The organism is Mycolicibacterium llatzerense (assembly GCF_025331195.1).
GTDB classification, from domain to species: Bacteria; Actinomycetota; Actinomycetes; order Mycobacteriales; family Mycobacteriaceae; genus Mycobacterium; species Mycobacterium llatzerense.
Window position 1 is genome coordinate 35,861 of sequence record NZ_LXOV01000013.1, and the last position, 22,403, is coordinate 58,263.

Genomic DNA, 22,403 nt, shown 5'->3' on the forward strand with positions numbered 1-22,403 from the left:
CGTTGCTGCGGACGCGTTCGGTGGTTCACGTCGGCGCCGCATCGGATTCGGCGCTCAGTTCGACGGTGGCTTCGCTGGGCACGCAGGGGCCGTCCTCGCTGGAGACCACCAACTCGAGGTCGACAAGGCACCGCCCCCCGTCCTCCCGTTTGCCGACGACCTTCCCGCTCAGGATTGCGGTTTGGCCGGGATAGATCGACCGGATCATCGAGATCGTGCGACGCCGGATCAGAGCGTCGGGACCGGCCCACTCGTTGAGGCCGCGGTCGACGAAACCGTGAAAGAAGAGGGTCGACAGGTAAATCGTGCGCTGGCCCTGACTTCGGGCGTATTCGGGGTTGTGGTGGCCGGGGAACCAGTCCCACGTCGAGGCCGCGTTCATGCAGATCCGCTTGTAGGTCACCTCGATGGACACCGCGGGCAGCGAGTCGCCGACGGAGACGTCGTCGAACCGCAAGGCGGGACGCGCGGCCGCTCCCGCATCGCTCGAGGTCACGACGGCTCCCCCACTGCGTCGGTGTCGTATCGGAACAGCACGTTGGTGTTGCGCCCGATGATCTCGCCGTGCTGATCGGAGAAGGTGCTCACCGTCGTGATGAAAACGCCGATTCCTACCCGCGTTGTCTTCGGTTCGGAGATCGAGGCCACCTCCTCCACGATCGAGACGTGATCGCCGACGCGGGGCCGTCGTTCGAATTCCGTCGTCGTCGAGGCGTTGATGATGTGGTGGCCGGGCAACGGCACGCTGAGCGCCAGCAGCATGTCCGTGCGCGTGAGATGCTCCGGCACCCACTGCGGCGCGAAGCCGAGGGTCATCAGCAGCCCTGGCGGGCAGTCTTCCCCCTCCCAGTAGCTGGGGTTGGCATCTTCGACGAGCGAGCAGTAGTACAGCACCATCGAGCGGTCGATCGGGAACCATGCACGTCGCGGTTCCGTGCGATGACCGACCCATGCCCGGCCCTCTTCGACGGTCCCGAACGTCATGCCCAGGCCGGTGACGTCGGTCGTCGGCGCGCTCACAAGCCCACCACCACAACGGCGTTCGCCCGTATCGCGGTGTCGCCGGTCTGGCGCGTGACGTCGAGTTCGACGTCCGCTAACTGCTGGCCTTGGGCTTCTCGCACGCCGGTCACCTTGCCGGCGAAGGTGAGCACGTCGCCGGGCCACACCTGCCCGGTGAAACGGATCCGGAACGATCGGATGTTAGCCAGTCCCACCCAGTCAGTCAGCCGTTGGGCCAGCATGCCGCCGTGCAGCAGTCCCATGCCGAACACTCCGGGCATGCCGGCGGCACGGGCGAACTCCTCGTCGTGGTGGATCGGGTTGAAGTCGCCGCCGGCACCGGCGTAGCGGACGATGTGTGAGCGCGTCAGCGGACCGAATCGTGAGGTCGGAAGCTCGTCGCCGTCGGCCAACGCCACCGGCATGGAGGGCATGGACGTCGTCACTGGGAGGCTCCCGTCTCGATCAGCACGTCGGTCTGGCGTACGACGAGTTCGTCGCGCTGATTGGTGAAGTCGGTCTCGATCGTGATCATCGTCATGGTGCCGCCGCGCTTGCCTTCGCGACGGGTCACATCCGAGACTCTGCGTGTCTCGGTGAGCTCGTCGCCGACGAGTACCGGCTCGAAGTACTCCCAACGACACTCGCCGTGCAGCACGCGTCGGAGATCGAGGCCGAGGGCGGCGATCATGTCATCGTCTGTGCGCCAGTGGGCAGAGGAGACGACGAAGGTCGCGGGCGCGGGGATCGCGCCGAAGCCGGCGGTGCGCGCGGCCGCGGCATCCTGATACACCGGGTCGTGGTCGTCGAGGGACAGCGCGAACTCGCGCACTTTGGAACGGTCGACCGGGAACTTGGTGGTGCCCAGGTGCGTCCCTATGAGCGAGGGGTCAGCCATTGTGTTCGCCTTTCCCGCCGGCGATGGCCGGCGCGCAATCGCGGATCAGGCTGCCGAGGTTCTCGGCGATCCGTTCGGGTGCGAGCCCGATCGAGGGTGAGTAGAGAATGATGTGGTCCAACACGCCTTCGTACCGGCGCAACCCGTCGCGCACCTCGGCTGCGGTGCCGGCGACGGCCATCGCGTCGATCATGTCGTCTGTGACGGCGGCGAACATGGCGGGCAGGTCGCGCTGTGCGAACGCCTCGCGGATCGCCGCCCCCTGCCTAGCGAAGCCGCTCACGTCAAGCACGTGCTGGTAGCTTTTCACGGACGAGTAGAACGCGATCTGCTGCGCGGCCTCACGACGTGCGATCTGAGCGTCGTCGTGCACCGAGCAGATGACCATGGAGACGATCTCCACGTCGGCGGGATCGCGTCCGGCGCGTTCGGCACCGCGGATGACAGCGGGGCGGGCGACCTCCTCGACGTAGGCCGTGGTGAATAGCGGATGACCGGCCAAGCCGTCGGCGACGCGTCCGGCCACCTCGCACATCCGCGGACGCACGCCCGCAGTGATGATCGGGATCGCTCGCTTCGGCGGCGTGAGGTCTCCCGTGGGAACAAGGTTGAGCCGGTAGAAGCGCCCCTCGTGGTTCACTGGGCCTTCGTGCAGGTTCCAGATCCGTCGGATCAGCGGGACCAGCTCCTCCATGCGCACGGCGGGTGACGAGGTGTCCGCGACACCATGCCAGTCGCTCATCATGCGGCGTGTGCCGTTACCGAGGCCGAGGACAACACGCCCGTCTGAAAGCTCGTCGAGGTCGCGCGCTTCGGTGGCCAGCACCATTGGACTACGCCCAACGCCGTACAGGATCGACGACCCCAGGCGGCAGTGCCGTGTTCGCGCGGCCATCGCGGCCATCGAGATAGAGCCGGAGCGCGAGTAGAACTCGGATGCCCAGGCGGCGTCGAATCCGGCGCGGTCGGCGGCCACGGCTGTATCGACGAGGGTCGCCAACTCCGCGCCGAGCACGGAGACGCCGTACGTACTCAAGACGCCGCCGGCCGGAATCGCACCAGCCCTAGGTCCTCGCTCACGCGCTCGAACACTGCGCGCACTCGCGCGCCGATGACGACGTCGTCGGGTGCCACGCCCTCGAGACTTGCCAACAACTGCGGCCCCTCGTCGAGTCGGACGAGCACGACCACGTACGGCTCGCTCCGCGGAAACGAATCCCACGGACGGCGGTACACCGGCGCGAAACTGATGATCTCGCCGGTGCCCGCCGCAGTCTCCCAGGCCAACTCGGCTTCATAGCAGACCGGACACACCAGCCGCGGGTACAGGAACGGGTGACCGTTCGCGCACCGCTGGAAGACAAGTACCCCGCAGGCCGCCGCGGCGAAATAGCGTCGGTTGACGTCGGTCAGCGGCGGCAATGCCTCCGGATCGTGCAGACCGTCGAGGAAACTCGAAACCGTGGTCATGACGCCCCCTCCATCACCATGCTGACGTGACTGCACAGCATCGAGCCGTAGCTGTGTACGAACGCAGTATCCGCGCCGAGCACCTGACGGCCCTCGGCGCGACCGGACAACTGCCAGTAACCCTCAAGGATCTGCGAAATGCCAGAGGAGGTCCCGGTGTGCCCGAACCGGATCAGACCCCCGTCGGTGTTCACCGGCAGGTCGCCGCCCGGATCGGCGCGCCCGTCACGGTAGAAACCGCCCGCCCCGCCGGGCTTCACGAAGCCCGCCTCCTCCAGGATCATCGCCGGGTTGGAGGCGAAGGCGTCGTAGAGCAGAGCGATGTCGACGTCGGCCGGCGCCCGTCCGGAGCGCTCGAACGCCATCGGACCCGACCTAGCGGCCCCGGTGCGACCCGGCCGGGCCAACGACGTCAGGAAGCCGTGAGTGTGGCCCTCTCCAAAGCCCAAAACATGGACGGGCCGGTGCTTGCCCTCGCGGGCTCGACGGGCAGAGCCCAGCACCAGCGCGCCACCACCCTCGCAGGGAATCGAACAGTGGTAGAAGTGAAACGGTCCTGCGATCGGCCGGGACGACATCACGTCGTCGACGCTGAGGCGCTCAGCGTCATGAGCGATCGCCGCGGGGTTCAACGCAGCCCAACGGTCTTGCGACACGGTTACCTCGGCGATGTCGGCCTTGCCCTGGCCGGTTTCGTGCATCCACGCCTGCGCGATCAGGCCGTAGAGCGCGGGAACTGATGGCCCGTAGGGCATTTCGAACGCGTGGTCGCACACCAGCGACATGAGTTCGCGTCCGCCGTCGCGTATCGGCGGGAACTTGCCCGCCGATACGACGAGTACCGTTTCAGCCTCGCCTCGGGCGATGACGTTACTCGCCACACGGGTCATGGCGAGATGGGTCCCGCCGCCGAGTTGACAAGTCATCTGGAGCTTCAGATTGTGCAGACCAAGGTAGTCCATAAGGTCCTCGGACAGGAAGATCGAGCCTTCGTTCGTCATCGGCCCAGCGCACACGAGTCCGTCGACCTCATCCGCCGAAACACCCGCATCGGCAAGCGCCGCCACCGCGGCGCGCACGTGCATTTCGGTGGATGTGTAAGGGACTTTCCTGCCCGGAGTGAGCTCGGCGGCGCCGATGATGGCCGGCTGATCGTAAGACACCCGCACTCCTCTCAACCCCCGCACTCAGCGACGGTCCCAATGTTAACAATGGTTAGCATAGCGTTCTCAAGTCGTCCAGGTAAACCCTTCTCGCCTCTCGCATGCCCAGCAGCGGATTTTTGCGAAAATTGTTGCGCCCCTTAACTAAGGGGCTCGATGAGGACTCGGCTCACGCGCGGGTTCAGTGTGTCTGAAAACGTGCGCGGCCCGGGTCCGTGGTCAGCCATCTTTCAGATCGACGCGGACAAGTGCGGGGCCCGAAACTGCCGGAAGTGCCGGCTAGCTAGCGAGAGATTCCCCAGAATGTGAGCTGCGTTTAGCTGCGCCCAGGTGCGGGGAAACGCAATACCCATGCCGATGCTGAACCAGCACATCGCTTCGCGACTGACAGCGAGTCGAGAGCGCTACTACTGCCGCGTACTCAGTTCCGAGCCAGATGAAATTGGGACATTTCGCGGTCGTCAAAGTAGGTGGCGACACCACGCTCGACTTGGTCGACGCGAGTATCGATTTCAACGGGCAACACGATGGGTTCCTCGTGACCAAAGAGCAGTTCTACGAGATCCTTATCTCTCGTCCAGGCTCGCGACCAACCCTACCGGTCCGAGCCGATGCACGACGATCCGAATTTGACCGATCGCTGCGACAACTGAAGGGCGGCTACTTCGACGACTGTACGGCCACAAGCTCGAAATCCTCACGCACTCGTACGGCGGCGGCGGCGCAGAAGCCGACCAGGTGCACTCCTCCTCGCGTCAGTCATCGAAGACATCTGCCGGGACGCCGATCTAAACTAGGGCGGTTTGACGCTGAAAATCGAAACGGGAGCGGATGCTCACGCACAGGGCACGGGTGTCCCGGCCGGCGTGGATAGGCCGGGACTCGTCACCACTTTCGACCTTGCGGCGCCGTTGTTTCCGAGGTGCGCCCGCTACTTGGGTGACGAGCACTCAATGGCCATTTTCGGGTGAAACGAGTTCACGCCGCGACTCACAAGGCGCAGCGCGAACCGCCGCCGAAGGGGGCCAGATAGCCGTCAACATCGCTGAATCCCATTGACAGGCATAAGCCATTGGTCAGTTCGGTGAAGTCTCCCGCCTGTTTGCGCCCACCGTGGTTCTAGTACTTCGGAACGCCTCCGGACTCGGCCATTCCGTCGTTGGTTACGCGGCGTTTCCTGCCGCGGCGGAAAAGGGGGCCGTGACTCGCCGATGCGGCCGTGGTCGACGAACGGGCCGGACACAACGAACTGGGCATCAGGAGTGCACCAGATGTCCACTGGCTCGTCCGAGTCGTTTGCCTGGGTGAGGCAGCTGTCCCGCAAAACGGACCATTGCCTCGAAACCGTTGCGATGAAAGGGAAGTCGCTGAGAGCCGCGTTCCCGTCGGGATCGGCGAGCATGTGGAAGCCAAACAATTCAAGGGCGTCTGAAATAGCTCGGAGACCGACCGGTCCAGCGTTTGAAGGCGTGTGTGAAGTTTGTGAGGTCGTTATAGCCGAGCTCTGCAGCGACCTCGCTGATAGAGACCGATCGGTCGAGGAGTCGCACGATCGCCCGCTCCTGCATGAAGGTCTGACGCAACTCGCGGAAGGTGGTCCCCTCCTCCGAGAGGCGCCGTTTCAAGGTGCTCGTGGACATCGAGAACTCGCCTGCGGCACGGCTGCTGCTCGCCTGTGCGGGATCCTTCTCCAGAAGCTGCCTTATTTGCTCGGTGAACGACGCGTCACGTCGCCGCTCTAGAACTCGCCGCAGATCGGCGACGGCAATCCGATACGCAACAGGATCCGAGAAGCGACAGACCTCGTCAAGCGTATCCACGGGTACGTGAATAAACGAGGTAGGGGCGCCGAAGAAGAGGCGCCCAGTCAGCGTTTCCGCGTCCAACACCCGCCCAGCCGGGGCTGAATGACTTAGATGCAGTTCAACACTCGGTACAACACCGGCTAGCATGTCGAGCATGCGCAGCAATGCGAGTCCGCCGTAGGTGACGGCCAGACAATTCAGGCCAACGTCACCTGTGCGGCCCGTGAGCCCGATTGTGAGTCCGCGTTGATTCGAGTGGAACGACGGGCTCAGGGCTGTTGTGATCACCGGCAGATAGGCCAGCAACTCGACGACCTCGGCTACGGAGCCCGCACTGACCAGTGGAACGCTGAGTGCCCCGAATGACGTCAGTTTGGCGTGTTCAGCGAATGCGAAACCCAGACGGGTGCCGTGATCAACGTTGAAATCGGGATAAATCTCTTTAAACCATCTTAAGGGGACCTGCGCGTCGGGTCCGACCAACATCGACTCGTTGACGTGCTCTCGAACCATGATGTCACGGAGAGCATCGACCGCGTCGCGCCCCAGCGCCTCACCGTCGAGCATCTGCAGGAAGGCCAGTGCCGGCATACCTGCGTCACCGAACTCCACGTGTCCCCTTACATGAGCCAAAAACACAACTCTTTGACTCGTCCGATCCTAGCGACCCCGGTTTTTGCCGACAACACTCGGAGAGGTCCGATATGGAGGAGAGCTGATCATGGCAGTCGTAACCTTTGTCTCTCACGATGGTGAGTCGTACGAAGCGACCCTTGTCGAGGGTCAATCGTTAATGCAGATCGCGCTGAACAACGCGGTACCCGGAATCGACGGCGATTGCGGCGGGGAAGCCGCCTGCGGCACGTGCCACGTGATCGTGGACCACGAGTGGTCAGACAAGGTGGGTAGCTCGGGAGCGATCGAAGAAGACATGCTCAGCATGCATCCCGAGCGTCAACCAACTTCGAGACTGTCGTGCCAGATGGCCGCGTCTGAGGTTTGGGACGGCTTGACCGTCGAACTGCCCGAATTCCAACTGTAAACCACGAGAGCGGAATAAAAGATGAGTATTTCCTCAGCAGTCACCGCGAAAGTACAGTCCACGCTGCCCGTGAAGATGCAACTGAGGGGCGCTCACGGCTACGACAAGATGCGCCGGTTGATCACCGGGACGAACGGCCAGAAGATGTTCACCGAGACCCCCATCCCGCCGGTCGAGGACGTCGACTTGGCTGATATCGATCTCAGCAACCCGTTCCTCTACCGTCAGGGTCGCTGGCAGTCCTACTTCGAGCGGGTGCGCAACGAGGCTCCGGTGCATTACCAGGCGAAGAGTCCGTTCGGTCCGTTTTGGTCGGTGACCCGGCATGAGGACATCATCGCCGTGGACAAGAACCACGAGGTGTTCTCGGCGGAACCGTTCATCATCATTGGCACTCCGCCCCGCTTCATGGACGTCGCGATGTTCATCGCGATGGACCCGCCGCGCCACGACCGCCAGCGCGCCACCGTCCAGGGAGTTGTGGCGCCGAAGAACCTGCGTGAGATGGAGGGGTTGATCCGCTCACGCGTTCGGGAGGTGTTGGACGACCTGCCGGTGAACGAGCCGTTCGAGTGGGTACAGAACGTCTCTGTCGAGCTGACCGCACGCATGCTGGCGACGCTGTTGGACTTCCCGTACGAGCGGCGCCGCAAGCTGGTGGAGTGGTCGGATCTGGCCGGCTCCATGGAGCAGGCCAACGGTGGTCCGTCCGACAACGACGAGATTTTCCGCGGCATGGTTGATATGGCGCAGGGGCTCGGTGCGCTCTGGCGCGACAAGGCAGCTCGAACGGCCAGCGGGGAAGAGCCCGGATTCGATCTGATCACGATGCTGCAGAGCAACGACGAAACGAAAGATCTCATCGACCGCCCGATGGAGTTTCTGGGCAACCTGCTGCTGCTGATCATCGGGGGCAATGACACCACGCGTAACTCGATGAGTGGAGGGGTGCTGGCCCTCAACGAGTTCCCCGACCAGTTCGAGAAACTGAAGGCGAACCCCGACCTGATCCCCGGAATGGTTCCCGAGATCATCCGGTGGCAGACCCCCTTGGCGTACATGCGGCGAGTCGCGAAGAAGGACACCATGCTGAACGGGCAGTTCATCCGCAAGGGCGACAAGCTGGTGATGTGGTACGCCTCAGGCAATCGGGATGAGCGTGTCTTCGAGCGGCCCGACGAGTTGATCATCGATCGAAGCAACGCCCGCAATCACATCGCCTTCGGGTTCGGCGTGCACCGGTGCATGGGCAACCGGCTCGCCGAGCTTCAGCTGCGGATCCTGTGGGAGGAACTGCTCCCACGCTTCGAGAACATCGAGGTCATCGGCGAGCCTGAGTACGTGCAATCGAATTTCATTCGGGGCATCAGCAAGTTGATGGTCCGCCTCACCCCCAAAGAGAGTGCATGACGACCGAACGGGCGGTGATCGTCGGGGCCAGCCACGCCGGCGCGCAGCTGGCGGGCAATCTCCGGCGTGACGGCTGGGCCGGCGAGATCGTCCTGATCGGGGATGAGGGGAAACTGCCGTATCACCGTCCGCCGTTGTCGAAGGCCTACCTGGCCGGCAAGAGCAACCTCGACGAACTCCTGATCCGCAGTGCCGATTTTTACCCCAAGCAGGACATTAAGCTTGTGCACTCGACCGTGGATTCGATCGACCGGGCTGCGGGGCGCGTGTTATTGGATACCGGCGACACGGTGAGCTATACCAAGCTCGCGTTGTGTGTCGGCGCGAGGGCTAGGCAACTGCCGATTCCGGGGGCGGACCTTCGCGGGATTCACTACTTGCGCACCGCGGCTGACGTCGAATCGATCCGAGCAGCTGCTGTACCCGGCCGTCGGGTCGTAATCGTGGGGGGCGGCTACATCGGGTTGGAGACAGCGGCCTCGTTGTATTCGCTGGGCATGCAGGTCACCGTGCTGGAGGCGACGGATCGTGTACTTGAACGGGTTACCGCGCCGGAGGTGTCGGCGTTCTTCACGCGGATCCACCGCGACGCGGGCGTGGACATTAGGACTCAGGCCCTCGTCGAAGCCTTCACCGGCAACGGCAACGTGCGAGAGGTAGTGCTGGCGGACGGCGCATTACTTCCTGCCGATGTGGTGATCGTCGGTGTCGGCGTGGTACCCAACACCGAACTCGCTTCAGCCGCAGGATTATCCGTCGATAATGGCATCGTGATCGATGACCAGGCCCGCACCAGCGATCCGGACATCGTGGCCGCCGGCGACTGCACCAGCCACGTGATGGCCCGATACGGTTCACGCATTCGGCTGGAATCGGTGCCGAGCGCCGGCGAGCAGGCCAAGATCGCCGCGGCGACCATCTGCGGGAAGCGCAGCGCCATCGCTGCGCTACCGTGGTTCTGGTCCGACCAGTACGATCTCAAACTCCAGATCGCCGGTCTGAACACCGGATACGACGAAGTCGTGCTCAGCGGCGATCCGTCGCGCCATAGAGAATTCAGTTGCTTTTACTTCCGTGATGGCGAACTCATCGCCGCCGACTGCGTCAATCGACCACGCGATTTCATGCTTGCTAAACGGGCCATCACCAAATGTCTTCCCACCGACCGCGCCGAACTGCTCGCCGGTTCAGCCTGAACCGCCAAACGTCTCGGAACGGGGGTTGATCAGCTCAGCAAGGACGACTCCTCACAGATGGGGAGTCAACCAATCCGGGGGGCGGTCCCGGTCTCCTTATACGTCACCCGCGAGTGGTCATCGACCGCGTGATTGATGTTGGCGTATTCCACGCCGCTGTGGTTGCGCTGACCTGGCGGCCGGCTTTTTGATCATCGAGATGCACCAGGTCCCGGGCTCGGAGTGCTCATAGCGATGTGGTGTGGTTCGGCGCACCACCAAACCTGGTGTTCTGGTCCGGAGCCATCCGGTAGCGGCCAAGGACCGCTTCGACCGTCGAGCGCTACATGCCTAGATGTTACGGCGATGTGATGCGGTCCCAGCGACATCTGAAACGCACCTTGATGATTCGCGCTGGCCCGTCCGCGAATTGCAAGTAGCGCGCTTCTGACAGACGAGAAAGACTCGCAGGCCAGTCTTTCGGAGCACAATTCACGTTCGGTGCTGATGTCGGGAGATTCAGCTTGAGTAAGTGAGTCAACGCTAACATCACGGGCTGTGCTTCGACTCCGCAGGCGTCGTGCACGGTCCAGACAACCACCCTTTTCCGCGAAAGGAAGGTCGGCTATGAGTCCGACGGTCGCAGAAGAGGCGGTGAACGTCGAGCGCGGATTCTGACGGCGGCCGCGCAGATTATCGCGGACCGCGGATATCATTCCCCATCGCTGGCCGATATCCGCGATTCCGCCAGCGTCGTCGGTCCAGCGATTTACCGACACTTCGAAAGCAAGGCAGGCTTGCTGGCGGCGCTATTCGAGCAAAGTGATCGACACGCTGCTGCAGCGTGCTTCCTCGATCGTCGAACAGAGCCGTGACGACGCCGAGGCACTGACCGCCCTCGTCGCGGACCATGTAGCGCTCGTTTTGGACCAACGCGAGCTCGCCATCGTCTACTACCGCGAATTTCACAATCTGGCCGCGCAGCAGCGCAGTCAGTTACGTCGCAAACAGCGTCTATATCTCGAGGAGTAGGTGCACGTCCTCAGTGAGCTCCGCCCCGAACTTGACGAGACAGGATTACGCGCTGTAGTCCACGGCGCAATTGGAGCGATTCAGTCGACGTTGCCATACCGCGAAACCGGTATGGCCGCCGAACGCATTTCGGTTCTACTCGCCGATTTGGGGCATGCCGTTCTTGGTGTCGCTCAAGTTTAGATGATGAAAGCCATTACTGCGTGCCCGAACCGTGATGCTCAATTTTCCCGACCCGCCGGAAGTTCTTGCAACAGCGGCGATCGTCGGCGAAGCAACGAGGGTCTACTTCACCAAATGAGTTTATGTCAGTTGATCGATCACCCGCTGGTAGGCTGCGGGTGCGAAAAGCGATGTCGCGCGACATAGTTGATGAGCATGGCCAGACCGGTCAGTGCCAGCTGCACCAGGTGGGCGAGCCAGAGCGTTGCTTTGCGTGAAATCATTGGCTGAACCGTGCGGCCGTAAATTATAGCGATGCGAGTCGGCGCGGGAACGCCGTGCACCAGCTGCCGCATACTCGGCCGTGACCGCACGTCGGGTCATCACTGGCACTAATTCGATTTCAGATTCAACGCATGTCAGAGACCACCTGGCACTGCAAGTAGCCCGGCGCACGGCTCAGATGGTGGCGAAGGCGCACTCGCTTGACGCTGCGCAAGAGCTGACTACTACAAGCCGATTGCCGGCCGTTGATCAGTGGGCAGTCTCCGTCTACAACGGTGGGTTGTCCCGAGCATGGTCGACTGCCAACCAGTCGTCATCGATCGAAGCGAGTGCTCGCCCGACATCCGGACGCGAGCCAACATAGGCAACAACAGGCCGACTTATGCCGGCAACGCATGCCAACACAGTGAAAGCTGCGATGAATGACATAAAGGTCCTCCTACGATGAGGCGAGCCGCACGATATCGATTACTGAAATCCGCCGGTCACCGCCGGGAACAGCGATTTCCACATTAACGCGGTGGCTCAACTAGAGCTACGTAGGTTATCGATGAATGCCGAGGAAATGTTTGTCGCCAGTAGACAAAGGTAGCGCCTACCATGGACCCATGGTGGTTCACCCCGCTTCTGACAGGGCGATGCCCGTTCACGTCGCCGAGGTACTCGGTGGCCTGGGGCAGCAATTGCGCGATCTACCGGATCTGATCCAGAGGCTTCTGGCGGCCGAGGTCGCAGAGCTAAGTGGGGACGGTCAGCTCGAAGATCTTCTCATCGAGACTGTCGCGGCGAACGTCGAAACCTGGTTTTCGACCCTCCGTTACGACATCCCGATCGCAATTGTGGAACCACCCGCAGCGGCGCTTGAACATGCCCGCAGGATGGCACAGCGTGGAGTACCGGCCAATTCCCTGCTGCGGGCTTATCGACTGGGTCATCAGCAAGGACTGCGATTCGTGATCGACGAGATCAGACGGTCGAATCTGTCACCAGAACTGAAGCTCGATCTCTACGAACACATCACGCGAGTGTCGTTCGGCTACATTGACTGCGTTTCCGAACAGCTACTGAGCACGTATCAAGAAGAGCACACGGTGTGGGAAGAGCATCGTCGCGGAGCTCGCACACAGGTAGTACGCGACGTTCTCGCAGGCATGGACGTCAACATCGCCACGACGTCCGAGATGATCCAGTATCCACTGGACGCCCTGCATACCGCGATCGTCCTGTGGTGGGATCGCCCGCGAGAGGACCACGATGCACAACCGGAGACGACCAAGAGACTCCTGAAACGTGCATCACGTGCGGTGGGGGCCGTGTCCGCCCTGCATCTGTCCGTGGACCGTTTGGTGGGGTGGGCCTGGATTGCGGTGAACGACGAGACTGCGGTGGCCCACCTCCGCAGGTTCATAGAGTCAGAGCAGGACGTGCCCAACGTCGCCGTAGGAACACCGCTCGCCGGTATCGACGGATTTCGGCGATCACATCGCCAGGCGGAACGGGCTCGTCTAGTCGCTATTGCGGCCGAAGGTGCGGAGCACCGCTTCATTAGCGCGGCCGATCCGGGGGTTGCGCTTGGCTCTCTGCTCGTCAATGACATTGATGCGATGAGCATGTTCGTCCGCGATACCCTCGGGCCCCTCGCTTGCAACTCTGTAGCCGACCTAAAACTCCGTGAAACAGCCAAAGTCTTTCTCCGTTCGGGAGCTAGCCTTAAGTCAGCGGGAGAAGAACTGCACCTGCACAGCAATACGGTCAAGTACCGAGTAGGGCGTGCAGCCCAGCGACGGGGCCGACCCCTAACCGACGACCGGCTCGATGTCGAGATCGCCTTAGAAATGTGCGAGTTGTTCGGAGCAGCGGTGCTCAACTCGGATGGTCATACCCATTAGCTTGGGAGTCACGCGATTCCCTTGAGGTCATCTGTCTCCAAGCTACAACCGCGTGGAATCACGTTTGTCTGCCCGGCAAACATCGCGACGCGGTGGCCGCACCTATGATGTAAATCCCGGTAACGGATGGGCGCCGTTCAACACATGATTCCCCACCTCGGCGATCTTGTACGCCACCGGATCGTGCAGGGTGTGGGTCCTGATGTTGCGCCAGAAGCGATCGAAGCCGTAACGCGGATGCGTCCCCCTGGCTCCGATGACCTCGAAGATCCGGCTGGTGATGTCAAGTGCGGCTTGCGATGCCAGCGCTTTGGCGCCCACCGCCAGAACCATCAGTTCTCCTCGATCCTCCGCCGACAGTTGATCGCCCTTGTTCCACACCGTCTCAAAAACTCGCGCGGCCTCGCGCGCGGCGGCATCGGCGCCTTGCAATGCGATGCCGAACTCGCCGTAGGTGCGGATAACGTATGGATCCTCAACGGCTTGGGTCACGCCCGCCGGCGTCCACGGCCTGGCCTGTGTGCGCGTGTACTCAGCGGCTGCGTCGAGAGCCCCTCTCGCGATGCAGAGATAGACGTTGACGAAGACGAGCTGGACGAGCGGTCCAAACAGACTGCCTCGCTGAAACTGGAATAAGGCGCTCAGCACGGCGTTCGGACCGCCGAGCACCTCGTCTGGGCGTACTTCGACGTCATGGAATTCGGTGGTGCCGCTGTCGGTTCGGCGCATGCCCAATGCTTGCCAGTCATCGTTGATGACGACACCGGCCCGGTCGGTGGGGATAACCGCGGTGATGATCGCCCCCTTTTGGTCGGAGTCGTCCTGAACGACGCCGAACACGAGGAGCAGGTCGGACCCCTTGGCCCCGCTGCTGAAGTGTTTTATGCCATCGAAGCGATAGCCACCGACTTCGGTCGGGGTGGCGTGGACCTTCCAGTCCAGGACGTGACTTCGAAAACCCGGCTCCAGATAGCCCAGCTTCTGCGCCTTTACGTGCAGGTTGCGCGGAATTTCACCTTGCGCTCCGAAATGGTGCGCAGACATGCCTCCCGCGAACGGTGGGTTGCGTGAGTGTTTACCCGCTGCGGCTTCACCAGGCCAGTCGTGGCGATCTTCACCGAGCCCGAGACCAAGCCCTTGCGTGAAAATCCGCAGCGGCAACGACGTGACCCAATCCCGTACGGTCAGATGTCAAAATCGGATCAGTCCGCGAATATTTGTTCCTGATCGCATGTCATCGTACCCATCGTTAATTTGATCCAATGAGTATTCCCGGGTAATCAGCTCATCAAGCTTCAGCTGCCCGGCGGCATAAAGTTCAACCAACTGCGGAATATCGTGGGGCGCGTTTGATGAACCATAGAGCGCACCACGAATTTGCTTCTCGTAGAGCGTGATCTCAAGCAGGGATCCACTTATCGACGTGTCGTCAGGGTGCCCGATGGCCGTAACCACAACGCGCCCGCGCTTTCCAACCAAAGCGAGCGCCTCGCCCGTGTAGGATACTTCGGCGATGTCCGTGGTGAGAATACATACATCGGCCAATTTGCCGAACGTGATGTCACTAACGACTGACCACGCTTCGTCCATTGAAGCTGCGGTGTGTGTCGCGCCGAAATCCCGGGCCTGCTGCCGCTTAAATTCCACGGGATCGACCGCCACGATCGTGAGCGCTCCAGCGATGCGCGCACCCTGAATCGCATTCATTCCGATACCGCCTGCACCAACGACCACAACCGTATCGCCGGCGCGCACCTCTCCGGTCCGTACAGCCGAGCCATAGCCGGTCGTAACGCCGCAACCGATCAATGCTGCCTTGTCAAGGGGAATTCCACTGTCTATTTTTACCAGTGACGATTTCGGCACCACGGTGTACTCGGAAAACGTCCCCAGCAAGCACATTTGTCCGACATCTTCGCCTCGAGCATGGAACCGGTAGGTGCCATCAAGTTGCGGCCCCATCATCAGCGCTGCTCCGAGTTCGCAGAGATTCCCCATACCGCGGGCACAGTAGGAACACCGACCGCACGAGGGCAGGAAGGTCAAGATGACGGAATCGCCTTCGGCGAACTCATCAACGCCCACGCCACACTCAATAACTGTGCCGGCACCTTCGTGGCCACCGACAACCGGCAGCGGGATTGGCAGATCACCGGTTACGAGATGCTCATCAGAATGGCACAGTCCCGTGGCCGCAAGGCGCACAAGTACCTCGCCAGCACCCGGAGGGTCGAGCTCAATCTCTTCGACCTCCCATTTCTGACCCAGACCCCACAAAACCGCAGCACGTGTCTTCACGTTGAATATGTCCTTTCGGTGGTAAAAATGCTTAGTAAATACAGAATTTAACGTTGAGCACTACCCTAAAGCGGGGTTACTATGCGACGGCGATCACGGCGAATCTCACCGAGGAATACGGTTGAAGCTACGACAGCGCCGATTGACTTGCCATATCAAGCACTTAAAAGATCTCGACGTCTCTCCGCCTCCAGCATTGCACGGTACTCCGGAAAGAGATTCTTGGCCTGCGGTATTAGTCTCACCAACTTGGCTACAGGGCCTTTAGCCCTGACATTCCCTTTAGCCATGGCCACCGTCAGATTCACCTTGCCCAGCCAAAACCTATTGCCAGTGTCGGCAGTCATGAATAGTTCGACGTTCGGCGTAGCGGCGCTGGTGGCTCCAGTCTCGATCAATTTGTTTGGCATATCCACGGTTACTATCGCATCAGGATCGGTGTAGTGAATGCGCAATACCACCCCGGACCGAGCAAGCTTTGTCGCAAGCTCTGCGTTTTCTAAACCTCGCCGGAAAATTCCACCCAAGTAGCGGTAGACCTCATCCTCATCAGCGAAAACGGACATTGCTTTCCTCCATCTATTGACATATTGACTAAATGGTTGTTCCGCGAATCCTCACGCGACCATATTTGCCGCAGCCTTATCCGCTCGTGATTCGTCTTCGACGAAGCGAATTTCCCGCAGCCCTCAGCGCGGTCGCCAACTCCCATTCGGCACTCGGCAGCTGCGCCGCCAAAGAAGCAGCATCTGCGGCCCTACGGCGGGGGTCGGTCTCCGGGTCATAAGCGATCGCCGCCAAGCCCGTCCAAAGTCGGGATGCGGCCGCAGCGGCGTCGGCAGCTTCTTGTGCAGGTTCGAAATCGAGTAGTTCCGCCACCTTTTGGCAACCCTGCGCCTGGAGGCTCCGGAACAGGCCGCCTCCCGTTCCAGCCTTTTGAATAAGGGCGCTTAGCGCAAACAATGCCGCTTCGAGGCAATCATCATCGAAAAGGTCCGACCACCGGTTCAAATCCTCAACGAAAGAAGAAATTCCAGCCAGTCCGTTCACCTGCATTTCGGAACTGGAAAGCGACGCAATGGGCGCGCCAATGTAGGCGCCTTCCATGGCTTCAGCGCTGCGAAGAAACGCCGAGCACGCAGCTACCCTGAGGTCGGGTGCAGACTCCGGCCACTCGACGATGTAAGTCGTATTGCGGGTCGGGACTGGAAATCCAGTCGAAGCACGGGCGCGCCGTAGATTTGCATACGGAACCGCCTGGACAGTATCGCGATCATTATCTACGACATAAGCGACTTCCCGGGCATCATCATACCCGACGACCACGACGTCATGCCGACTCATGTTCAGCCGCGCGCGCAGATAAGGCAATTCGGCGATGTCCGTCCACACCATGACTGGCGTGCCCGCGTCGAGCTGCTCGGTCACCCATTTCCATCCAAGGTCAGCGTCGTCGGTCGCGCGAGTCTCCAACTGCGCACCCAATCGGTTCAAGTATTCGTCTTCAAGATCGGCGCTACGCCCAACGAGATAGACCGGCGGTTGAAGTTTCGCTGATCGGATGTAGGAGAAGTCCAATGCGCCGCCAAGCACAAAAACCAATCCTTCATCCGGTACGTGTCCGGCGAAACGAATACCCGCCCACTCAGTCAAGTCACGTAGCGCACCCGAACCACAATGGCCCGCAACTTCATGTCGATAGGGCAGAATCACCGTTGCCATTCGAGCTCCTAGATTTGTTTAGAAAAGTCAATTATCGGTCGATCACAGCGATCGAGAGATGATTTCCTTCATAACCTCGTTCGTGCCGGCATAGATTTTTTGCACGCGCTGATCCACCCACAATCTCGAGATGGGGTACTCAGTCATGTAGCCATAGCCGCCGTGCAGCTGCATACAGTCATCAAGGACCTTCATAGCCCGTTCCGTGGTCCACCACTTCGCCATAGCGACGGTCTGCACGTCGAGTTGACCCGCAAGGTGCAGGTCGATGCAGTAGTCGAGGAACACTCTTGCGATGCGCGTTTCGGTCGCAGCTTCAGCCAGGACGAACTTGGTGTTCTGAAAGCCAAAGACCGGCCGACCAAACGCCTCGCGCTCACGCGTGTACTTAAGCGTCTGCTCCAGGGCAAGCTCCATCGCCGCGACTGCACCCACCGCCACGATAAGTCGTTCTTGGGGCAACTGGTTCATGAGCTGAATGAAGCCCTGACCCTCGGTCTGGCCCAGTAGATGCGAGCGCGGAACCCTCACTTCGTCGAAGAACAACTCAGAGGTGTCCTGACCGCGTTGGCCGATCTTGTCGAGAACCTTGCCACGCCGGAACCCCGCCCGGTCAGCTTCGACTACGAAGAGAGATATTCCGGCCGCGCCCTTACTGGAGTCGGTTTTGGCAACGACAATTATCAGATCGGCTTGCTGGCCGTTGGTGATAAAGGTCTTCGAGCCCGAGATGACGTACTCGTCTCCGTCCAGTACAGCTTTGGTTTTGACACCCTGCAAATCCGAGCCGGTACCTGGTTCAGTCATGGCTATGGCTCCAACGAGTTCGCCGGATGCCATCTTGGGCAACCATTCTCGTCGCAGCTCTTCAGTCGCGTACTGCAGGATGTAGTGCGCGACGATTCCGCTGTGCAGCCCAGCGCCCCATGAACTGTCACCGATGCGGGCCTGCTCTTCGAGCACGACCGCTTCGTGCGCGAACGTGCCACCGCCCCCGCCGTATTCCTCAGGTATAGACATGCAGAGCAAGCCCAGCTCACCCGCCCGGTTCCACAGTTCTCGGTCGACGTGGTGCTGGTCGGCAAAGCGCTGCGCATGCGGCGCCAATTCGGCCGAGAAGAACTTCGCTGCGAGGTCACGAAGCTCTACCAATTCGGCATTCATCCATGGGGACATTGAGATGGACACAATTTCCTTTCAACAACTCGAGTTTGCAACTATTCAGAGGAATCAAACGTACTGAACTTTGTAATGTCCAGACGCATGTTTCGCACGGATCGCTTTTTTGTCATACTTTCCAACACTTGTACGTGGTATGTCAGCAACGAAACACCATCGCTCCGGAATCCACCACTTTGCAACCTTCTGCGAGATAAAGACCTGGAGTTGGTCAATGTTCACCTCAGAGCCCGGGTGAACTACCACAAGAGCCAAGGGCCTCTCCTGCCATTTGTCGTCAGGAACTCCGATGACCGCTGCTTCGTAGATTGAGGGATGACCGATAAGCGCGTTTTCCAGTTCTACCGACGAGATCCATTCGCCGCCAGATTTGATCACGTCCTTTGAACGGTCCGTCAGGGTGAGACATCCGTCCGGATCGATGCGGCCGACGTCACCGGTACGCAACCATCCTTCGTCAAATTTGTCCGAGTCGAAGTCACCGAAATATGAGCCGGTTATCCACGGCCCACGCGCCTGAATCTCCCCAACTGATTGTCCGTCCCACGGCACGTTTTTACCGTCGTCGTCCCGCAGACGGATTTCGACACCGCAGATCGGCCGACCTTGACTGGCCCGCATCTCCCATCGTCTCGTCTCGTCAGCGTCGCGATTCGGACGTGCAACGGTAGCCAGCGGAGACGTTTCGGTCATGCCCCATGCCTGCACGATGGGCACGTTGTACTTTTCTTCAAACCCACGAATCAGGGAAATCGGAACAGCCGATCCTCCGCAAGCGACCAAACGTAGCGAAGATATATCCCGCCCAGGATGCGAATCCAGATATCGGTCGACATCATTCCAGATCGTCGGCACCGCACCAGCGACGGTCGGCCCGGTGTTTTCGATGAGCGATACCAATGGTTCGGCTTGGAGATACCGGTCAGGCAGCACCAGATCCGCACCGGACATCAACGCTGCATAGACAAGCCCCCACGCATTGGCGTGAAACATTGGGACGATGGCCAACAGACGGTCGGCCTCGCTGATCGACAACGCATTAGCGGTGCACGCGGTCAGGGAGTGCAAGTAGGTGGAACGATGACTGTAGACGACGCCTTTGGGATCTCCCGTGGTGCCGCTGGTGTAACACATGGCCGCGGCAGACAACTCGTCGAGAACCGGCCACTCAAATGACTCTTCCTGGCCGGCAAGCACTTCCTCGTAACACAGAACTGTTTTTCCGCTTCCCTGCAACGGGGCAAGGTCGCCCTGTCCTGTAACGATGACGGTGTGCACCGACGTCATTGCAGGGAGCGCGGCAGCCAGCAACGGCGCGACCGACGCGTCTACTATCACAATCTGGTCGTTCGCATGATTGGCGATGTACGCGAGTTGCTCTGGGGCCAAACGAATGTTCAAGGTATGCAGGACCGCACCCATGGAGGGAACCGCACAGTAGGCCTCCAAATGTTCCTGGTTGCTCCATTGGAAGGTGGCCACGCGTTGATCTGCAGTGACGCCAAGGCTGCGCAGAGCGTTGGCGAGTTGAGCTACTCGCGGCAGCATTCCGCGATAGGAAGTCCTGCGATAGCCAGCTCCGGTTTGAGTTATGACCTCGCTATCACCGTGTATGGCTGCCGCATGCTGAACGATTGCCGAGACCGTGAGGGGAACATCTTGCATAGTGCTTTGCATCGTGTAGTGCCCTTTCAGGCGAAGAGGTCGGGACTGCTGTTCGGCTGGTCGATGAAACTGCCATAATGCGATTTCAGTGCTTGCAGGATGTCTGCTAGGGGTAGATCGTCGTAGGCTCCCCGATCGCACAGATACTCCATGTGCTGGGTGCCGTCACCCGTAAACCCATGTAGCAGTGCGTCACTACGACCATCGAAATCTATCGGCGAGACACCGAAACGCGCGCACAACTCACGATTGAACGCCGGAGTGGCCTTCACCCAGGCACCGTTGAGAAACATGAGACTGTAACCGTGATAGACAAAGACGTCTGTACCACCCATCCGCTCGCGCAATGTCTTGGTTTGGAGGTGGTTTCGAACGTCGGCGAACCCCAGCCGCGCCGGAATTCCAGCCGCTCGGCACGCTGCCGTCAACAGCACGGCCTTCGGGACGCAGTAGGCGCGTCCGGATGTCGCGACGGTACTGGCGCGATACGCGTCCGGGTTATCGGTGACTGTGTAGGGGTCATACCAAATGGAGTCACGGACCGCGGTAAAGATGCCTATCGCTTTCGTAATGTCGTCAGCGGCGCCCCGGATCGCCGACGACACGAAGCCACGTACCGCATCATGTTGCCAATCTAGAAATTCCGTGGTTTCGAGATAACGCCTGTAATCGTCAGTCATCGGCGTCTCATCTCCAACGGAAGTCCGTCCACCGGAATAGGAAGCGAGGTGTTGTCCCACCGGACCTGATAGTTCTCCGGAACCGTCCAGATGAACGACCGCAGCATCCGGTGCAGGATCGCTTTGACCTCAAGAGTTCCGAATTGCATGCCGATACACTTATGCGCTCCTCCCCCGAAAGGTACCCAGGCGAATCGGTGGTGTTGATCCTCGCGCCGAGGCTCGTCAAAACGTGAAGGATCGAACCGCTCAGGATCACTCCAGATCGTTCGATCGAAGTGATTCACCGCAGCTGTTATGGCACAAACGGTGCCCACTGGGATGTGATATCCGTCGATGGCGACATCTCGAACCGTCTTGCGCATCACCAGCGGAACAGGTGCAACCAATCTGAGCGCTTCCTTGATCACAAGGTCGATAACCGCCATCTTCTCTAGGGCCTCGATGTCTGGCAACCCGTCACCGACGGCCTCGGCTTCCGCCGCCGCCGCCTCCTGCCACACCGGATTCTTGGCGAGGAAATAGGCGACCGCAGTAGTGGTGATCGTCGATGTGTCGTGAGCCGCCATCATCAAGAAGATCATGTGACTCACCACATCCTCGTCGGAGAACCGCTCCCCGTCTTCGGTGGTGGCTTGACAAAGAGCAGCGAACAGATCGTCCGTTTCACCGGCTCGCGCGGCCGACAGATGCCGGAAAAAGTAGTCCTCCAAGACGCGCCGGCCTCGCACACCAGCGCGGAATCTAGTTCCCGGAAGCGGAACACGCACAAGGGAGCTCGCTGCACGCACCGCAGCGACGAACGCCTTGTTGACAGCATCACTCTCCTCCTTGCCGCGGCCACCCATGAAAACGTCGGTGGCTACATCGAGGGTGAGTTCCTTCAGCAGTGGATAGATTCGAGTCGACGAGCCCGTCGGCCACGCGGGCACTGCTGAGCGAACGCATGGGGTTACTTGCTCGACATATCCGGTCAGGCGCGGACGCGTAAACGCCTCCTGCATGATGCGTCGGTGCATCAAGTGCTCATCAAAGCTCATGAGCATCAATCCGCGATGAAAGAAGGCGTCGATCAAAAAGGACCAGCCATCCTGAGAAAATGCCTTCGCTTCGCTCGTGAAAGCCTGCCGGGTGGCCTCCGGACCGGCGATGACCACCAACTTGGTGCCGAACGCGCCCATCCACGACACAGAACCCAGACGGTCGTAGCGCTCTCGGCTGAAATCCGACCCGAATCGGATGTAGTCGAGCGTATGACCGACAAGAGGCAGGCCTGAATCGCCGAGCACCGGTTTCAAGCCACTTCCGGACGGCACAACAGCGAGTTCACAGACCGGCCAGCCTCGGCACCATCGACGCCAACTCTCGTCAACGACACGCGGCGCGGGCGCAAGCAGGACGGACGACAGACTCTTTCTGGCTTCAATCACAGGCTCAACAAGCGGGTTCACAACAGCTCCTCCCAGTCACGGCGTACCTTGACCGCACTCGCCACCAGTTTTTACATATTGGATGTAAATGTCAAT

General features: G+C 60.6%; 22 protein-coding genes and 1 pseudogene. 6 read left to right on the forward strand and 17 right to left on the reverse strand.

Going from position 1 to position 22,403, the window contains the following annotated elements; all coding sequences use genetic code 11:
- Window positions 1-25: 25 nt before the first annotated feature.
- From A7G45_RS20100 to A7G45_RS20135, 8 genes are all read right to left on the reverse strand, one after another.
- On the reverse strand, window positions 26-496 hold the full coding sequence (locus A7G45_RS20100) for a hotdog family protein (RefSeq protein WP_061003872.1): 471 nt from the start codon (window positions 494-496) through the stop codon (window positions 26-28).
- Entirely contained in the window at window positions 493-984 is a 492-nt protein-coding gene (locus A7G45_RS20105) for an FAS1-like dehydratase domain-containing protein (RefSeq protein WP_204158393.1), read from the reverse strand. Before A7G45_RS20105 ends, A7G45_RS20100 begins: the two co-directional genes overlap by 4 nt.
- A gap of 32 nt (window positions 985-1,016) precedes the next feature.
- Window positions 1,017-1,448: a MaoC/PaaZ C-terminal domain-containing protein gene (locus tag A7G45_RS20110; protein ID WP_061003876.1), complete on the reverse strand. Its 432-nt coding sequence runs from the start codon at window positions 1,446-1,448 to the stop codon at window positions 1,017-1,019.
- Window positions 1,445-1,900 carry a MaoC family dehydratase N-terminal domain-containing protein gene (locus A7G45_RS20115; protein WP_061003879.1) on the reverse strand — a complete coding sequence of 152 codons (456 nt, stop codon included), beginning with the start codon at window positions 1,898-1,900 and terminating at the stop codon, window positions 1,445-1,447. Before A7G45_RS20115 ends, A7G45_RS20110 begins: the two co-directional genes overlap by 4 nt.
- On the reverse strand, window positions 1,893-2,936 hold the full coding sequence (locus tag A7G45_RS20120; protein WP_061003881.1) for an LLM class flavin-dependent oxidoreductase: 1,044 nt from the start codon (window positions 2,934-2,936) through the stop codon (window positions 1,893-1,895). Before A7G45_RS20120 ends, A7G45_RS20115 begins: the two co-directional genes overlap by 8 nt.
- A complete protein-coding gene (locus tag A7G45_RS20125) occupies window positions 2,933-3,370 on the reverse strand; it encodes a Zn-ribbon domain-containing OB-fold protein (protein WP_061003883.1) in 438 nt (145 codons plus the stop codon). Before A7G45_RS20125 ends, A7G45_RS20120 begins: the two co-directional genes overlap by 4 nt.
- The gene (locus tag A7G45_RS20130; RefSeq protein ID WP_260939856.1) at window positions 3,367-4,533 is read right to left on the reverse strand and encodes a thiolase family protein; all 1,167 of its coding nucleotides are present in this window, start codon (window positions 4,531-4,533) and stop codon (window positions 3,367-3,369) included. The genes A7G45_RS20125 and A7G45_RS20130 overlap by 4 nt, the downstream gene beginning before the upstream one ends.
- A gap of 1,418 nt (window positions 4,534-5,951) precedes the next feature.
- Complete coding sequence (locus tag A7G45_RS20135; RefSeq protein WP_276555457.1) at window positions 5,952-6,929, reverse strand: helix-turn-helix domain-containing protein; 978 nt, start codon at window positions 6,927-6,929, stop codon at window positions 5,952-5,954.
- A 130-nt stretch (window positions 6,930-7,059) separates the two neighbouring features.
- On the opposite strand from A7G45_RS20135, the gene A7G45_RS20140 reads away from it, so the two are divergent.
- From A7G45_RS20140 to A7G45_RS20150, 3 genes are read left to right on the forward strand one after another with little or no spacing between them, the layout of a single operon-like run.
- Complete coding sequence (locus A7G45_RS20140; RefSeq protein WP_061004586.1) at window positions 7,060-7,380, forward strand: 2Fe-2S iron-sulfur cluster-binding protein; 321 nt, start codon at window positions 7,060-7,062, stop codon at window positions 7,378-7,380.
- Window positions 7,381-7,401: 21 nt separating this feature from the next.
- Window positions 7,402-8,790, forward strand: a complete 1,389-nt coding sequence (locus A7G45_RS20145) for a cytochrome P450 (protein WP_061004584.1) — start codon at window positions 7,402-7,404, stop codon at window positions 8,788-8,790.
- On the forward strand, window positions 8,787-9,986 hold the full coding sequence (locus A7G45_RS20150; RefSeq protein WP_260939859.1) for an NAD(P)/FAD-dependent oxidoreductase: 1,200 nt from the start codon (window positions 8,787-8,789) through the stop codon (window positions 9,984-9,986). The genes A7G45_RS20145 and A7G45_RS20150 overlap by 4 nt, the downstream gene beginning before the upstream one ends.
- 74 nt (window positions 9,987-10,060) lie before the next feature.
- On the opposite strand, the pseudogene A7G45_RS20155 reads toward A7G45_RS20150, so the two are convergent.
- Window positions 10,061-10,377 (reverse strand): annotated as a pseudogene (locus A7G45_RS20155) (IS481 family transposase); the annotation flags it as partial.
- A 313-nt stretch (window positions 10,378-10,690) separates the two neighbouring features.
- Between A7G45_RS20155 and A7G45_RS20160 the strand changes: the two are divergent.
- The 3 genes from A7G45_RS20160 (at window position 10,691) to A7G45_RS20170 (ending at window position 13,333) form a co-directional block, all read left to right on the forward strand.
- Window positions 10,691-10,840, forward strand: coding sequence for a TetR family transcriptional regulator (locus A7G45_RS20160; protein WP_260940101.1), 150 nt, complete (start codon window positions 10,691-10,693; stop codon window positions 10,838-10,840).
- The gene (locus tag A7G45_RS20165) at window positions 10,788-10,997 is read left to right on the forward strand and encodes a TetR-type transcription factor C-terminal domain-containing protein (protein ID WP_061002722.1); all 210 of its coding nucleotides are present in this window, start codon (window positions 10,788-10,790) and stop codon (window positions 10,995-10,997) included. Before A7G45_RS20160 ends, A7G45_RS20165 begins: the two co-directional genes overlap by 53 nt.
- Window positions 10,998-12,052: 1,055 nt before the next feature.
- The gene (locus tag A7G45_RS20170; protein ID WP_260939860.1) at window positions 12,053-13,333 is read left to right on the forward strand and encodes a PucR family transcriptional regulator; all 1,281 of its coding nucleotides are present in this window, start codon (window positions 12,053-12,055) and stop codon (window positions 13,331-13,333) included.
- A 102-nt stretch (window positions 13,334-13,435) separates the two neighbouring features.
- On the opposite strand, the gene A7G45_RS20175 is transcribed toward A7G45_RS20170, so the two are convergent.
- The 8 genes from A7G45_RS20175 to A7G45_RS20210 all read right to left on the reverse strand — a co-directional run bounded on the left by A7G45_RS20175 (window position 13,436) and on the right by A7G45_RS20210 (window position 22,328).
- Window positions 13,436-14,494 (reverse strand): acyl-CoA dehydrogenase family protein, encoded by a 1,059-nt coding sequence (locus tag A7G45_RS20175; protein ID WP_260939861.1) that lies wholly within the window; start codon window positions 14,492-14,494, stop codon window positions 13,436-13,438.
- Between the two features lie 30 nt (window positions 14,495-14,524).
- Entirely contained in the window at window positions 14,525-15,631 is a 1,107-nt protein-coding gene (locus tag A7G45_RS20180) for an NDMA-dependent alcohol dehydrogenase (protein WP_071289738.1), read from the reverse strand.
- A gap of 155 nt (window positions 15,632-15,786) precedes the next feature.
- Window positions 15,787-16,197: a sterol carrier protein gene (locus A7G45_RS20185; protein ID WP_071289739.1), complete on the reverse strand. Its 411-nt coding sequence runs from the start codon at window positions 16,195-16,197 to the stop codon at window positions 15,787-15,789.
- A gap of 76 nt (window positions 16,198-16,273) precedes the next feature.
- Window positions 16,274-17,353: a BtrH N-terminal domain-containing protein gene (locus tag A7G45_RS20190; protein ID WP_071289740.1), complete on the reverse strand. Its 1,080-nt coding sequence runs from the start codon at window positions 17,351-17,353 to the stop codon at window positions 16,274-16,276.
- 42 nt (window positions 17,354-17,395) lie between these two features.
- Complete coding sequence (locus A7G45_RS20195; protein ID WP_204354881.1) at window positions 17,396-18,517, reverse strand: acyl-CoA dehydrogenase family protein; 1,122 nt, start codon at window positions 18,515-18,517, stop codon at window positions 17,396-17,398.
- A 66-nt stretch (window positions 18,518-18,583) separates the two neighbouring features.
- Window positions 18,584-20,197 (reverse strand): fatty acid--CoA ligase, encoded by a 1,614-nt coding sequence (locus tag A7G45_RS20200; RefSeq protein ID WP_110797519.1) that lies wholly within the window; start codon window positions 20,195-20,197, stop codon window positions 18,584-18,586.
- A 26-nt stretch (window positions 20,198-20,223) separates the two neighbouring features.
- Window positions 20,224-20,877 (reverse strand): transglutaminase-like domain-containing protein, encoded by a 654-nt coding sequence (locus tag A7G45_RS20205; RefSeq protein WP_071289743.1) that lies wholly within the window; start codon window positions 20,875-20,877, stop codon window positions 20,224-20,226.
- The gene (locus A7G45_RS20210; RefSeq protein WP_061001200.1) at window positions 20,874-22,328 is read right to left on the reverse strand and encodes a cytochrome P450; all 1,455 of its coding nucleotides are present in this window, start codon (window positions 22,326-22,328) and stop codon (window positions 20,874-20,876) included. The genes A7G45_RS20205 and A7G45_RS20210 overlap by 4 nt, the downstream gene beginning before the upstream one ends.
- Window positions 22,329-22,403 lie beyond the last annotated feature (75 nt).